Here is a 14,979-nt window from a genome sequence, read left to right as displayed (position 1 = left end):
TAAGTCCGACAGGCTCCTAGTAAAAATTTAACCGGAATTCGTGCTCCCAGTCGTCTAAACGCCACCGATTGCGCATAAGCGCTTTTTATCGGTCGTCCGGGCCATGAGCTCATTATTTTGCGCGGTCTACTGTCGAATTTTCCTCAAAAACCCCGGTATTTCCGTTCACCGTCGCATGTTCTAGCTATTTGGCCGCTAATCGGGAACCGCAGATCGGCAGGGAAGGCGAGTGCTTTGATCGCGTCGCGTTCGTCGCGCTTATCCGCCCATCGACCACCGCTTCGATGTTGATGATGTCCAGGCATGTCCCACCAAGGCCAACGAGGAATACGAGGTGAATTCTGTTTTTAACGCCGTCGGTTTGAAGCGGGCCATGACCAGTACGGTTCAAGGAGCCAATGGTAATTGTCCTATATATATCGTTCTGATGACTCATAAGCCTCGGTCAATTTGAACAAACGCCCTGACTGGCATGGCGGAGTATTGGCCTCCGCGATGAAAAACCTGATCATCATAGTCTTTGCAGATCGAATAGGTGGTTGAATCGATGCCAACACTCGGCTAGATAGCGCGGCGAATGTTTGGGCTTGGATCGCCAGAAGCCACACCGTCAGAGGCCGTTTGGTACCTTCAAACAGCGTCCCCGTTGGTCAGTGGCGCTGGGTGATGACAGGCCGCACATTGATAAAGTTTGCGGGTCTTGACCACTACAAACCACCATAACTTGGGTATTGAAAACCGGCGGTCATCGTGCCTGAAATAGGGTTTCGGCGTACTGGGCATCGGTAGTTTACAGCTTCAGAACATCCATCAAATCGAAGCCTTTTTGAAATTGGATCGGGTTCTTCTTAATGTCAGGATCCTGCAGTCGGACTAATACTTTCATCGGACTTATCGGAGACTTCTAAGTTGTTGAGGCTCATCGATAATCAGCTTGGACTATGGCATATGCCGCAACAATTAATTAGAACTGTGTCAAATCCCGTAGAGCCGACGGTCGAATGAATTAACAGGGGTGTTGGGTTTTTAATAAGTATATGAAATTTATAGTGATTGTTCTTTGGTCTTTTTATTGCTTTCCAGTAAGTGCTCTATTTTGAGCGCTAGCCAAACCTGTCGCGAGGCAGGGCCGGAAAGCCACGGGTCTTGTAGGCAAGATAGCCGGGTTGCTGTGTCACGGGTAGGGATGCCGGGAAAGACTGCTATTGCCTTGAAGAGAGTTAAAGCAAGTGACGCATACACAGTTGAGAAGTTTATCCATTCAACCCTTCTTTTTTGAAACAAGGTAATTAAATGAATTTGGAAATTAACGCAATACGCAAAACTAAACTCGCGGGATTGGCTATGATGTTGGCCGCCGCGACTCTGGCCCCGCAAACCGCTAGCGCGGCCCTAGTCTCAGGAACAGCGACCATCTCGCTAAACGGTGTTTGGAACTCGGCGTTTCTCGCTTCAGGATGGGCTCCGACGACTTTTTTCGATTCGTCCTTTAATAACACGATGATAAGCGGCTCTCTCGCCGGCGGAACCGCGATTAGCGGCTTTACCGGTGCTTTCGAGGCACCGATTAACACCAATACGACGACGATCGTCATCGGTGGTTTCGGTACCGCCGGCACCATTCAGGCGACGACGATGGATACCAGCAATTCCTCGGTCGGGGTTATCGGCCTTAGCGGCGCCTTCCGGTTTACCGCTCCTTCGCTGTCAACCTATCTGTCGTCCGAGGATTGGACGTTGCAAAAAATCGGCGGTACATGGAACCTAGTGGACCACTCACCCGGCTTTCCGGACAACACCTTATTCCAACTGGTAAACGTCGTCGATAATCTGGCGACGACCGGCATGCTTGACGGCGACCTGCAGTTTTTGCCTGATCCGGCCCATCAAGCGGGTGGCTTTTCCTACTCGGGCTTTTTGGGTGCTACCGGAGCAAAACTCAGCACGACTATAGGCCATCTGAGCATCGCGCCGGTCGCGGCGGTACCTCTGCCAGCCGCGGCATGGTTGTTTGGCACCGCTTTGTTGAGTTTGTTCGGTATCAACCGCCGCAAAAACAGCATCAGCGCCTAAGTCGTTCATGGAATACGGCGTGGATTTAGCGCTAGATTGCCGCACGATGAGGCTTGCGGTATTCAAGATTAGAATTATTCCAATCGTTCTTGAAATTCATACATCGCCTGCGGTTGTCGTGACGGCGTAAACGTTGCGAGAGCACGTCCATGCTTCCCCCCTGAGCAGGATTTGGGCCAGGGGGTTGTTTTTTAGCGCTATCCTCCGTTTAAACCTTTTCGAAGATTTCTGATTTGATGGGCCCCTGCTTCAACTAAATGCCACAACCCTGTCAAATCAAACCAACTTAACCCAAAATTTAAGGGTCTCGCGCGGTGTTTAGCGGAGAGGCTTTCCACGGCGCCCGACGCAAGATCGTGCCGCCATTGCCAAGGCGTTTATATCCAAAAGGACGTATATCGCCAAAATGGTCTACAACCAGACGACTCGGGTAATGCCGGACGGCCCGATGGATAGTGCCTCTAGGCGAATTTATGGTTGGGAGCGTAAGAATGTTTAGCGCCCGCGTGATACACCCACCAACAAGCGGCCGTGCCAATTGCCAAGACCCTATGCTTAGTTATTTTGGTCGCGCTCCGGGCCGTACGCTCTCATGAAAACGTCGACGGCGCGCTCGACGACATCATGAATCAGGTCAGGCGGCAGTTCATTCAAGATGTTCATCAACCACTGTTCAGACACTTCCGACTCCAACAGTCCGCGAAAGTGGGCCGCAACCACGCGGGGCTCGGCGGGACGCAACCGACCGGCCTTGATGGCTGCGGCAAAATAGTCTTCCAAATATTTCATGCCTACCCCTGGGCCGCGCTCGAAAAACAGTCGGCCGACATCCCCACTGCCGGACGCGGCGATAATCATGCGCCTCACCGCCAGTTTTTCCGGCGTGAAGAACGTACTCAGCACGCGCTCTCCAACCAGTTTTAAAGTGGAGGCAACGTTCTCCGATGGTTGAAGCAGCGCAACCGTTAAGCGCAATTCATCGTTGTAAAGATACGCCGATTCGCCTTCGTAAATTTTCTGAAACATTCCCTTGTGGTGGTCTGCGGAAGACTCCACCAATTCCAGGAACAGCTCGTTCTTGGAGCTGAAGTAGCCGTAAACAGTCGCTTTCGATACGCAGGCCAACGTTGCGATATCCGACATCGTCGCGCCTTCGAAACCTAATTTCTCAAATGCAATCTTTGCCGCCTCCAAGATAGTCTGGCGACGTTCAGGGCTTTTTTTTCTCAACGGGGGGACTCCTTAACTAAACCAATGAGTTCATTTTTGCTTGACAAAAGGAATCTGTCAAATCTAATATTAACCATACCGTTCAGTTTAGTTATTGAGCGACATGACACTCCTATGCTGAAGCGAAAGATGTGAAAACTGATTTCAATGAATCCTAGAGGTTCGTATCGAGCCGCGAAACAACCAGGCTCAAATACCTGAGTTGTCGCCTCGCACCCCCGAAATCGCGCTGATTGTGTTTTAGAGGGAAGACTTTTAAGTCGCTCTTGCTTTTTACTCAACCTGTCCCATGAGGATTAATCGCTATGTACTGTATGAGAACTGAAACATTTTGCGCAGTCGGCGCGCTGGCTTTGTTATCCGCTTGCGCTTCAACGCCGACAACGGACCCTAGAGACCCGTACGAAAACTACAACAGAAAAGTTCAATCGTTTAACGACGGTTTGGATGATTATGTGATGAAACCGGTGGCGGAGGGCTACAAGTGGTTGATGCCAGATTTTGCCGATCAAGGGATTAGCAATTTCTTTAGCAACATTGGCGAAATCGGCGTGATTGCCAACGATGCTCTGCAAGGCAATTTTTCCCAATCGGGCGAGGATGGCGCTCGATTTTTGATCAACACTACCGCTGGCTTAGGTGGCTTCATCGATGTAGGCGCCATGCTGGATCTACCCAAGCACGACGAAAGTTTCGACAAAACGCTTGCTGTATGGGGAATGGATACCGGGTCTTACTTGGTGTTGCCGTTGGTCGGTCCAAGTTCGACGCGTGGCCTTGGGGGGATAGCGGGCGACGCCGCGTTTAACCCGACCACTTACCTTGGTGCGTCTTTTGCCGTATCAGGGTTATCGGGAGCGGTCCGCGCCATAGATAAACGGGCAGACAATTTGGAAAAGGGAAAAATCATCGATGAAGCGGCGATCGATCGTTACGAGTTTTTCAAAAATGCTTATTTTTCGAGAAAAAGCTATGCGGTTGAAATAGGCGGCGTCCAGGAAACGGTGCCATTGGAACTCAACGGTTCCTCAGAGTGACGGTACTAGGGGCATTGGAGCCAGATCGGAATTGCCATCTGCATAACCCCGTATTCTAGTTACCAAACGACTATCCCGGATTTCGTCAACCATCTTTTTCCAAGCTAACGATCATGAAACCGCTGCATCTCCCCGGTAAATGACAGCCATTGCGTAGCAGCCGTTTTAGCCGCGATTGACAGCGTTCCGACACGCTATTGGGTGGTGCATCCATTGACTTTCATAGTAAATCGGAAGTCGGTCTAGTCATAACACCCTCGCGCCAGCATCACGTCATTTGACAGCACCTAAAAGTGTCAATTTTCAGAGACCGATCAAAAAATTTATGGTGGAGTGCTTGTCGGAACGCAATTTTTCGGGAATAATAAAAACGAAACATTTTATTTTTATTTTCCCGGAGCAAATTATGGCAGCGGAAACGATGAACAAACCCAAAGTAGGGCGGCCGAGAGCCGGTACCGAAACCGAGCGGAACGACTATCTTCTGGATCAGGCTCTGGCGCTGTTCATGCGCGAGGGCTATGCCAACACCAGTATCGCTAAAATTGCGGCGGCGGCCGGGGTTTCGACCCGAACTATTTACGAACGCTATAAAAACAAAGCCGAATTGATGCTGGCTTCGGTGGACCGCTTGGTAGAAACCGATATTTCCGAACTGCAGCGTATCGATGGTTTGGCGACGATGTCTTGTAGTGAGGGTTTGACCGCGCTCGGCGAAACGTTGCTGGCTAAAGTCATGCAGCCCGACATGATCTCGTTTTACCGCATGGGCGTTGCCGAGGCGCGGCAATTTCCGGAGCTGAGCGATTTGATCGAAACCAGCGGTCCTCAACGGATTTACCAAATGATTGCCGAATATTTGCGCGGCCACGGCGAGATAAGCGGGTTATCCGCTTCAGAGCGTCAGCGCGCGGCGGCCCTGTTCTTGGAAATGTTGGTTGCCGAGCCGAGAAACAAGGCGCTATTCGGTTGCCTGGCTGCCGATTGGGATGCCCGCGCCCACGTCGAATTTGTCGTTAAGGTGTTTTTGTTCGGCATTGCCGACGGGAGGTCTGCGTGAGAGCGGCCATATTGGCTATTCTGGCCGGCGGCGCGTTGGCCGGATGCAGCGTGTTTCCCGACTATGTCCGGCCGAGCATCGACACGCCTGCCCAATGGCAAGCCCAAAGGACCGAAGCCGCCGGCGCGGCGGAGCGGCTGGACTGGTGGCGCCAGTTCAACGATCCGGTGTTGAGCCGTTTGCTCCAGGCCGCCGAACAGGATAATCCGACGCTGGAGCAAGCCGTGGCGAATATCGCGTCGGCGCGCGCCAGCCTGGCCGGCGCGGAGGCGGGTGGCATGCCCAGCTTGACCACCAAAGGCTCTTTCACTCGCTCCAAGGGTGGCACCACCACCGGAACCGGCGCGCAAACTACCAGCGCTAGCGGCTCGAGTTTCAACACCGGCATTACTCAAATCTTGTCCGGTAGTCTCGATGCCAGTTGGGAGTTGGATTTATTCGGCAAGTTCGCCTTCAACCGGCAGGCCGAGCAGGCCCGACTGGCGGCGGCCGAATTGACGCTGCACAACGCTAAAGTGAGTTTGGCGGCCGAGGTAGCGAGCGATTACGTCAGTTACCGGGCCTGTCAACTGACGGCGATCGCCTATCAAAACGCGATCGCTTCCAAACAAGACACCGCGCGCTTGACCGGCGTGCTGGCCGGTGCGGGATTTTCATCGCCGGCCGACGCGGTATTGGCCGACGCCAGCTTGCATGCCAGCGAATCCAGTCTGATCGCGCAACGCACGGAGTGCGACAACACCGTTAAGGCCCTGGTGGCATTGACCGGTCTGGCCGAAGCCGATTTACGCGCTTGGTTGGCGGCTGGCGGAGGCATGCCGGTACCCGAGCAATTTCAAGTGGATAGTGTGCCGGCCGATTTGCTGACCCAGAGGCCGGATTTGGCCGCCGACGAGCGTAAGTTGGCGGCGGCCAGCGCCGACATCGGCAACGCGGTCGCCAAGCGCTATCCCAGTGTCAGTCTGACCGGTTCTATCGGCAAACGCAAAACCGAAACCACCGGCTTGACCTTGAGCAGCAACACCTGGTCGATCGGACCGACCGTTACCTTGCCGATCTTCGACGGCGGCGAATTGCGTTCGAAGGTCGATAGCGCCGAAGCGGCTTACGCCAGCGCGCTGGCTACCTACCGGAGCGACATTCGCAGCGCGGTCAAGGAAGTCGAGCAAGCCCTGGTCAATCTTAGCGGTGCCGAGCAACGGGAACGCGTGGAAGGCCGTAGCGCCGAGCAATATCGCCAGTATTTTCGCGCGGCCGAGCTCAACTGGCGGTCAGGCGGTCTTAGTCTGCTGTCGCTGGAGGACGCGCGCGGCCAGATGATCACCCAAGAAATCAGTCACATCACCCAACAACAAAATCGCGTTCAGTATTGGATCGCGTTGTACAAGGCGCTGGGCGGCGGTTGGCGCGCCCAGGACACGCAATTGAGCGCCGGCGACACCCAGCGCGAGGAGTCATTATGAATATCAGCCAAACATTTTCGATACCGACCTGGATTGCCGGGTTAACCTTGGCCGGTCTAAGCATTGCGTTACCGGCTCTGACCAGCGCGCCGGCGCCGGCGGCGGTCGCCGCTAAATCCAAGGCGGTGCTGGCGGTCGAAACGCTGGTACCGACTAGACAGGAGTGGCCGGTGGCGATTAAGGTCAACGGCGCTGTGGCGGCTTGGCAAGAAGCCAAAATCGGCGCCGAAATCGGCAGTCTGCGCATCAAGCAAATTTTGGTCGACGTCGGCAGCCGGGTTAAGCGCGGTCAGGACTTGGCGGTGTTAGCCGACGACACCGTCCTCGCCGAATTGCACAAACAACAAGCGAGCGTCGACAAGAGTCGGGCCAATCTGGCCAAGGCCCAGGCCGACGCCGCCCGCGCCCGCGAAATTCAAGACAGCGGCGCCTTGTCGTCGCAAAAAATCGACGAGTACGTGATTGCCGAGCAAACCGCCCGCGCCGATCTGGCCTTGGCGCAAGCGGAGCTGGAAAACCAGCGGATCCGCTTGAGCCAGACTCATATCGTCGCGCCGGACGACGGCGTGATTTCAGCGCGCGGCGCTGGCCTGGGCGACGTGGTGGCGGCCGGGACCGAGTTGTTCCGGCTGGTGCGCCAGGGCCGGGTGGAGTGGCGAGCCGAGGTCAATGCCCAACAGCTTGCGCAAATCCGCGTCGGCCAAGCGGTGGAATTGAGCTTGCCCGACGGCGGCAGCGTGATCGGCAATGTGCGGATGACCGCGCCGACCGTGAACGATACCACCCGCAACGCGCTGGTTTACGTCGATATTCCCAACGCCGGGGCCAAGCCGGGCATGTATTTGCAAGGCAGCATCGTCGTCGGCGCGCAAACCGCCTTGGTCGTGCCGCAGACCGCGTTGGTCTTGCGGGACGGCCGCGATTACCTGTTCGAAATCGCCAAGCCCTCCGGCTCGGCGGACCAAACCGCCAGATCGGTGATTCAACGTAGCGTCGTCACCGGCCGCAGAGTCGGCGACTGGGTGGAAATCCGCGAAGGCATCTCCGGCGATGCCAGTTTGATCGCCGGTGGCGGGGCGTTTTTGAAGGATGGCGACATCGTCAACGTAACGCCTAAAACCTGAACCGCGCCGAAGCAGTCCGCCCGGTAGCGCGCCGGCCTGACGCCGGACCGTCCGCCTGCCAACGGCGACTTTTTCAGCCGCGATGCCGAGCGCATCGCTATTTATCAATGTCCAAGCACCGCATCGCGGTCTTGGGCGTGGGAGCAAAATCATGAACTTTTCCGCATGGGCCATCCGCAAGCCGGTACCCAGTCTTTTGTTGTTCGCGGTGCTGTCCATCCTGGGCGGCATGGGTCTCAAGCAATTAGGCAAACAAAACTTCCCGGACATCGAAGTGCCTATCATCACCGTCGCCGCCACGCTGGAAGGTGCGGCGCCGGCGCAATTGGAAACCGAAGTGGCGCGCAAGATCGAGGATAAGATCGCCGCTATCGGCGGCGTCGAGCACGTGCGCACCACGATCACCGACGGCTCGGTGGCGATTAAGGTGGAGTTCAACATCGACAAGAACTCCGAGGAGGCGTTGAACCAAGTGCGCAACGCGGTGGATGGCGTCCGCGCCGAATTGCCGTCGGCGATGGCCGCGCCCATCATTTCCAAGACCACGACGGCCGGTAACGCCATTCTGACTTATGTGGTCAGCGCCGAGAATATGGATGAAGCGGCACTGTCCTGGTTCGTCGATAACGATGTCAGCAAGCGTTTACTAGCGGTCAACGGCGTCGGCAGGGTGACGCGTACCGGCGGGGTCGATCGCGAGGTCCACGTCGATCTCGATCCGGTACGGATGGCCGGCTTGGGCGCCCAGGTCAGCGAAGTGGCGACGCAGCTGAAAAAAGTCCAGCAGGATGCGTCCGGCGGTCGCGGCGACATCGGTGGCGGCGTGCAGGCGGTGCGTACCTTGGGCCGGGTGGCGACGGCCGGCGAATTGCGCAACCTCGATATACCGCTCGCCAACGGCAGCCACATCAAGCTGGATCAAATTGCCGACATCAGCGACACCATCGCCGAACGGTCGACCTACGCGACGCTGGACGGCCAGCCGGTTATCGGCTTCGATATCGTCCGCAACAAAGGCACCAGCGAAGTGACCGTGGCGGAAGCGGTGCGCGCGGCACTGGCCGAGTTTGGCGCCGCGCATCCGCAGGTACAAATCCGCGAGGCCTTCGACACCGTCCAGCCGGTCGAGGACAACTATACCGGCTCGATGCATTTGCTGTACGAAGGGGCCTTCCTGGCCGTGGTCGTGGTTTGGTGGTTTTTGCGGGACTGGCGGGCGACGCTGGTCGCGGCGGTGGCGTTGCCCCTGTCCATCCTGCCGACTTTCGCGGCGATGTGGTATTTCGGTTTTAGTCTGAACATTCTGTCGTTGCTGGCCTTGGCGCTGGTGGTGGGTATTTTGGTGGACGATGCCATCGTTGAAATCGAAAACATCGTGCGTCATTTAAGGATGGGTAAGACGCCGCTGCAGGCGGCAATGGACGCCGCCGACGAAATCGGCTTCGCGGTCATCGCCACCACCTTTACCTTGGTGGCGGTGTTCTTGCCGACCGCGTTCATGGGCGGGGTACCCGGCAAATTCTTTCGCCAATTCGGCATGACCGCGGCGGCGGCGGTATTGGCCTCATTGTTGGTGGCGCGCTTGCTGACGCCGATGATGGCGGCCTATTGGTTGAAACCGCATCCGGAACGCGACAGCGGCGATAATCCGGCTATGCGGGCCTATCTGAAGGTGGTGGACTGGTGCCTAGGCCATCGCTGGATGGTTGGCGTCGGCGTGGTGGCGTTCGTGGCCGGTTCGCTGAGCCTGATGCCCTTATTGCCCAAGGGTTTCGTACCGGCTTCCGACAACAGTCAAACCAAGGTTTCGCTGGAATTGCCGCCGGGCAGCACGCTGGCGCAAACCCGCCGAATCGCCGCCGAGGCCGAACGCCGTTTGCGCGAGTTGCCGGACGTCACCCAAGTCTTTACGGCGGACGGCGTTTCCAGCAGTGGCGGTGGTGGTCCGGATGCCGCCAGCACCAACTACGAGGTGCGCAAGGCCACCTTAACCCTAAGCCTGCGCGACCGTACCGAACGCCCGTATACTCAAACCACGATCGAGGCGGCGATACGCGACAAACTGGCCGATTTGCCCGGCGTGCGCGTGGCCGTCGGCAGCGGCGGTAGCGGCGAAAAGCTGCAACTGACGCTGGCTAGCGACGATCCGCAAGCCTTGCGCCGGGCCGCCGACGCGGTCGAACTGGAACTGAGGCAAGTGCGCGGCCTGGGCAACATTACGTCGAGCGCTAGTTTGCAACGCCCGGAGATTCAGATTACCCCGGATTTCAACAAGGCCGCCGAATTGGGCGTCACGGTCGAGGCCTTGGCCGAAGTGGTTAGGGTCGCCAGTTACGGCGACTATGCCAACGTGATGGCCAAGCTGAATCTGCCGCAACGGCAAATCCCGATTCGGGTGCGGCTGGCCGAGTCCGTGCGCCACAGTCTCGACGAAATCGGCCAACTGCGGGTGGCCGGACGCGCCGGCAGCGTCAGTTTGGCGACCTTGGCCGACATTCGTCTGGCCGGTGGCTTGCAGCAGATCGATCGCTTGGACCGGATGCGCAACACCACCTTCGAAATCGAGTTGGGCGAGCGCGTAGTCGGCGACGTGCTGGCCGAAGTCATGCAATTACCGACCATGCAAAACCTGCCGGCCGGCGTGCGCACGATTGAGTCCGGCGACGCGCAACGGATGAACGAGTTGTTCGGCAGTTTCGGCGGGGCGATGGCGATTGGCGTGTTGTGCATTTACGTGGTTTTAGTGCTGCTGTTCGGCGACTTCAGCCAACCGGTGACGATACTCGGCGCATTGCCGTTGTCGCTGGGCGGAGCCTTCCTGGCCTTGCTGATGACCGGCGGCAGTTTCGCGATGCCCAGCGTGATCGGGTTGTTAATGCTAATGGGCGTCGTCACCAAAAACTCTATCCTGCTGGTCGAATACGCGATGATCGCCCGCCGCGAGCGCGGCATGAGCCGGCTGGACGCGGTGATCGATAGTTGCCGTAAGCGGGTGCAACCGATTCTGATGACGACGATCGCGATGGGCGCCGGCATGTTGCCGATCGCGCTGGGCCTGGGCGCCGACCCGAGTTTCCGGGCGCCGATGGCGATTACCGTGATCGGCGGCTTGCTGACGTCGACCGCGCTGAGTCTGGTGGTGATTCCGGTGGCGTATACCGCGATCGACGATTTGATGAGCACGCTACGTCGCGGCTTGGTTTGGTTAGCGCGGTTACGGCTCCGGCCGGTTTGGCGGGGATCGCCGGCGCGTTGACGTCTCGCCAACGGTGCGCGGGCGGCGGCTATCGGCGAAGTCCGCGTGGCGTCGTTGGTGGCCGCTTAGACTATCCTTAGTCAACGTAGGGTATGGAAGACCGGCGTGAATTGAAACTCTTGGGGGGATCGGGATGCCAACCATGCTAAGTCGCATGTTAAGGCGCGGTAGATCGTGGCTATTGCTGTCGTTAACGGCGATGGCTTGTCAGCGCGCTGAAGAACCGGCTTATAGTCCTAGTCTGAGCGATGTGCCGACGGAAATCGTCGAATATGTCGTCGGCATCCATCCCTTGCATAATCCGCAACGCTTGATGGAAATATACGGCCCCATCGTAGATCATATGAACCGGTACCTGCCCGACGCCCGCTTCAAGCTGGAAGCTTCGCGCAATTACGAAGAATTCGACAAAAAACTGTATGCGGGCCATTTTGCGTTCGCGATGCCTAACCCCTATCAATCGGTCGAGGCCCTGCAACACGGCTATCGAATCTTCGCCAAAATGGCCGACGACGAGAACTTTCGCGGCATCATCCTGGTGCGCAAGGATGGCGGGATCCGGGATCTAAGCGATTTGAAAGGCAAGGCGGTGGCTTATCCCGCTCCGACGGCGTTGGCGGCGACGATGTTACCGCAATATTTTTTGCAGACCCACGGTATCGACGTTAACCGCGACATCGAGAATCGCTACGTCGGATCGCAAGAGTCGGTGATTATCAACGTATTGCTCGGCCACGTCGCCGCCGGCGCGACTTGGCCGGTGCCTTGGGCCAGCTTTTCCAAACAGCGTCCGGAGCAGGCCGCCGAATTGGAAGTGAAATGGCGGACGGATACGCTACCGAATAACGCCTGGGTCGTTCGCGCGGATATTCCGGGTGGGCTGGCCGGACGCTTCGCCGAGGAATTGCTGGCATTGCAGGATAGCGAGGAGGGCAGAGCGATACTGGCGGGTTTGCCGGTATCGCGTTTCGAAGCGGCCGACGCCGAGACCTACCGGCCGGTTCGCGATTTTCTGGTGAAATTTTCGAGCGCGGTGAGGCCGTTAGACTGAATGAACGACAAATTTCGATGAAAGGGCTACGCGAGTTGCTGTCCGGCGCGCACAGCTTTTGGGGGCGTTCTATCCGTCGCCAGATGGTTTGGTCGTTTTCGCTGGCGGCTTTGGCGACAGTCGCCGGTGCCGGAATATTATTGTTATCGGCGCAACGCGAATTTTTATATGAGCAAGGTCAGCGAAGCGCGTTCGAGTTGGCCAGGACGCTGGCCTTCGGTAGCGCTTCGTGGGTGTTGGCCAACGACCTGGCCGGCTTGCAAGAAGTCTTGAAAGGGGCGGCGGAAACCACCGATTTGAGTTTTGCCGTTGTCATTTCGCCGCGCGGAGAAGTCTTGGCCTCCACTCGGCCTGAGTATATCGGCCGATATTTCACCGATCCGGTCAGTCTGAGTTTGTTAGGCCGGTCCGCGGAGCCGCAAGTCCTTTTGAATCGGGATGACTTGATCGATGTCGCGGTCCCGATCAAGGCCAACAACGCACCGATCGGTTGGCTGAGAGTCGAATTGAGCCGGGTCGGTAAAATCCGTGAACTGCGCTCGTTGGCCTTTGCCGGCTTGGGGATTGCCGGATTGTTGTTGCTGAGCATCGTCGTGATTGCAACCGCGCTGTCGAGGGGATTGACCCGCGGCCTGAATCACTTGATGACCGTCGCGATCGATGCCGAGCATGGTCGGACCTTTCGGCGCGAGGCGCTGACCCGTCGAGACGAGGTTGGCGTTTTGGCGCGCCATCTCTATCGTATGCTGGATGCGATAGAGTCCGAAAAAGCCGCCAAATTCGCCAGCGAGGCGCGTTTTCGCCGATTGGTGCAAGTCATGCCGATACCATTGGGTTCGGCCGACAAAGACGGTGTGATCCGGGAGTTCAACGATTGCTTCGCGGAATTGTTCGGATACTCGCGCGCCGACATTCCGACGTTGGATGATTGGTTCCAAAAGGCCTACCCGGATCCGGACTACCGAATCTGGGCTATCGCGACCTGGGATGCGGCCGTTCAAGAAGCCATCGAGAGCGGCGAAAGTATTCGTCCGCGCGAATACCGGGTGACTTGCAAAAACGGTGACGTGCGGGTCATGGATATTGCCGGCGTGGTATTGGGCGATGACGTGTTGGCGATCTTCATCGACATGACCGAGCGGATGCGGAATGCCGAGCAACTCCGGCGTTATAAAGACCATCTCGAGGACGAAGTGCAGCAGCGCACCGCGGATTTGGTGTTGGCCCGCAATGCCGCCGAAACCGCCAACAAGGCCAAGAGCACTTTTCTGGCAAATATGAGCCACGAGTTGCGCACGCCGCTGAACGCCATTATGGGCTTTTCCAATGTGATGCGCGGCGATCCGCAATTGCGCGACGATCAGCGTATGAATTTGGACATTATTAACCGCAGCGGCGAACATTTGCTAAATCTAATCAACGACGTACTGGAAATGGCCAAGATCGAGGCCGGTCGGTTTCAATTGGAAAACGTCGCTTTCGATTTGGGTGGTTTGATTCGCGATATCACCGAGATGCTGGACATTCGCGCCAAGGAAAAGGGCTTGCGCTTGTTGGTCGATCAGTCGTCGCGGTTTCCGCGTTACGTGGTTGGCGATCAGGCGCATTTGCGCCAAGTGTTGATTAACTTGGTCGGGAATGCGGTTAAATTCACCGAGCAAGGCGGGGTGATCTTGCGCTTGGGTGTGCGGGAGAACAGTACCTCGCACCTACTGATCGAAATCGAAGACACCGGTCCCGGTATCGAGCCGCGCGACCAGCAACGGGTGTTCGAGCCGTTCGAACAATTGGGCGAGCAGGGCGCCAACAAGGGCACGGGATTGGGCTTGACGATCACCCGTCAGTTCGTGCGCTTGATGGGCGGCAAATTGGAATTGCGCAGCAGCCCTGGGGTGGGTTCTATTTTCGTAGTCGATCTGCCGCTGATCGAGGCGGACGAAGCCGACGTACTCAGTTCGCCGCGCCGAGAGCCGGCCAACGTGGTCGGCTTGGCACCCGGACAGCCGAATTATCGTATCTTGATCGTCGAGGACCAGATCGAAAATCAATTGTTGTTGAGCAAGCTCATGGAGTCGGTCGGTTTGCCGGTCAGGGTCGCCGAGAACGGCGAGCGCGGGGTAGCCCTGTTTCGAGAATGGCGGCCGGATTTGATCTGGATGGACCGGCGTATGCCGGTCATGGACGGTCAGGAAGCGACCCGAATCATTCGCGGCCTGCCGGGCGGCGAGCTTGTCAAAATAGTGGCAGTCACCGCGTCGGTATTCGTCGAACAGCGCGAGGAGTTATTGCGATCGGGAATGGACGACTTTGTCCGCAAGCCCTACCGGTTCAGCGAAATTTACGATTGTTTGTCTCGGCAATTAGGCATCCGCTTTATTTACGAGGGTTCGTTCCGGCCGGAACAGCAAACCGCCGTTTTGACGCCCGGCAGTTTACTGGTGTTGCCGGCGTCGCTACGCGAAGAGTTGGCACAAGCCTTGGAGAGTCTGGAGGCGGAACGGATCGCCGATGTGATCGGCCGCATCACCGCGAGCGATCCGGGTTTGGGTAAAACCTTGACTCAATTCGCCGAGGATTTCGACTATCCAGCCATTTTGAAGGCCTTGCAGGCCTTGAATTAAACGGCGGCCGCTGTTCGCGGGAATTTGGCCGGCGGCGGGCTGGGTTGATCCAAGTTTGAGAATC

At 57.2% G+C, this 14,979-nt stretch carries 9 protein-coding genes and 1 riboswitch; of the genes, 8 read left to right on the top strand and 1 reads right to left on the bottom strand.

Going from position 1 to position 14,979, the window contains the following annotated elements:
* Positions 1 to 1,096 precede the first annotated feature (1,096 nt).
* Positions 1,097 to 1,174: riboswitch (cyclic di-GMP riboswitch) on the top strand.
* Between the two features lie 119 nt (positions 1,175 to 1,293).
* Complete coding sequence (locus A1355_RS23800; RefSeq protein WP_175463741.1) at positions 1,294 to 2,073, top strand: hypothetical protein; 780 nt, start codon at positions 1,294 to 1,296, stop codon at positions 2,071 to 2,073.
* A gap of 555 nt (positions 2,074 to 2,628) precedes the next feature.
* On the opposite strand, the gene A1355_RS23795 is transcribed toward A1355_RS23800, so the two are convergent.
* The gene (locus A1355_RS23795; RefSeq protein ID WP_064031767.1) at positions 2,629 to 3,303 is read right to left on the bottom strand and encodes a TetR/AcrR family transcriptional regulator; all 675 of its coding nucleotides are present in this window, start codon (positions 3,301 to 3,303) and stop codon (positions 2,629 to 2,631) included.
* A gap of 314 nt (positions 3,304 to 3,617) precedes the next feature.
* Between A1355_RS23795 and A1355_RS23790 the strand changes: the two genes are divergently transcribed.
* The 7 genes from A1355_RS23790 to A1355_RS23760 all read left to right on the top strand — a co-directional run bounded on the left by A1355_RS23790 (position 3,618) and on the right by A1355_RS23760 (position 14,915).
* Positions 3,618 to 4,340 (top strand): VacJ family lipoprotein, encoded by a 723-nt coding sequence (locus tag A1355_RS23790; RefSeq protein WP_064031766.1) that lies wholly within the window; start codon positions 3,618 to 3,620, stop codon positions 4,338 to 4,340.
* A 406-nt stretch (positions 4,341 to 4,746) separates the two neighbouring features.
* Positions 4,747 to 5,400, top strand: a complete 654-nt coding sequence (locus A1355_RS23785; RefSeq protein ID WP_197471899.1) for a TetR/AcrR family transcriptional regulator — start codon at positions 4,747 to 4,749, stop codon at positions 5,398 to 5,400.
* Positions 5,397 to 6,863 (top strand): efflux transporter outer membrane subunit, encoded by a 1,467-nt coding sequence (locus A1355_RS23780; protein ID WP_064031765.1) that lies wholly within the window; start codon positions 5,397 to 5,399, stop codon positions 6,861 to 6,863. The genes A1355_RS23785 and A1355_RS23780 overlap by 4 nt, the downstream gene beginning before the upstream one ends.
* Positions 6,860 to 7,987: an efflux RND transporter periplasmic adaptor subunit gene (locus tag A1355_RS23775; RefSeq protein WP_064031764.1), complete on the top strand. Its 1,128-nt coding sequence runs from the start codon at positions 6,860 to 6,862 to the stop codon at positions 7,985 to 7,987. Before A1355_RS23780 ends, A1355_RS23775 begins: the two co-directional genes overlap by 4 nt.
* A 151-nt stretch (positions 7,988 to 8,138) precedes the next feature.
* Positions 8,139 to 11,243 carry an efflux RND transporter permease subunit gene (locus tag A1355_RS23770; RefSeq protein ID WP_064031763.1) on the top strand — a complete coding sequence of 1,035 codons (3,105 nt, stop codon included), beginning with the start codon at positions 8,139 to 8,141 and terminating at the stop codon, positions 11,241 to 11,243.
* 142 nt (positions 11,244 to 11,385) lie between these two features.
* On the top strand, positions 11,386 to 12,294 hold the full coding sequence (locus A1355_RS23765; RefSeq protein WP_064031762.1) for a phosphate/phosphite/phosphonate ABC transporter substrate-binding protein: 909 nt from the start codon (positions 11,386 to 11,388) through the stop codon (positions 12,292 to 12,294).
* A 17-nt stretch (positions 12,295 to 12,311) separates the two neighbouring features.
* Positions 12,312 to 14,915, top strand: a complete 2,604-nt coding sequence (locus tag A1355_RS23760; RefSeq protein ID WP_064031761.1) for an ATP-binding protein — start codon at positions 12,312 to 12,314, stop codon at positions 14,913 to 14,915.
* Positions 14,916 to 14,979: the final 64 nt, after the last annotated feature.

Origin of the sequence: Methylomonas koyamae (assembly GCF_001644025.1) — a bacterium.
Taxonomy (GTDB): Bacteria; Pseudomonadota; Gammaproteobacteria; order Methylococcales; family Methylomonadaceae; genus Methylomonas; species Methylomonas koyamae_A.
The sequence above is the reverse complement of the archived record's forward strand: the minus strand, read 5'-3'. Positions and strand labels throughout refer to the sequence as shown.

Excerpts from the sequence above, each read along its gene's own strand:
- A1355_RS23800 (WP_175463741.1), top strand. The coding sequence starts at position 1,294 with ATGAATTTGGAAATTAACGCAATACGCAAAACTAAACTCGCGGGATTG.
- A1355_RS23790 (WP_064031766.1), top strand. The coding sequence starts at position 3,618 with ATGAGAACTGAAACATTTTGCGCAGTCGGCGCGCTGGCTTTGTTATCC.
- A1355_RS23785 (WP_197471899.1), top strand. The coding sequence starts at position 4,747 with ATGGCAGCGGAAACGATGAACAAACCCAAAGTAGGGCGGCCGAGAGCC.
- A1355_RS23775 (WP_064031764.1), top strand. The coding sequence starts at position 6,860 with ATGAATATCAGCCAAACATTTTCGATACCGACCTGGATTGCCGGGTTA.
- A1355_RS23770 (WP_064031763.1), top strand. The coding sequence starts at position 8,139 with ATGAACTTTTCCGCATGGGCCATCCGCAAGCCGGTACCCAGTCTTTTG.
- A1355_RS23765 (WP_064031762.1), top strand. The coding sequence starts at position 11,386 with ATGCTAAGTCGCATGTTAAGGCGCGGTAGATCGTGGCTATTGCTGTCG.
- A1355_RS23760 (WP_064031761.1), top strand. The coding sequence starts at position 12,312 with ATGAAAGGGCTACGCGAGTTGCTGTCCGGCGCGCACAGCTTTTGGGGG.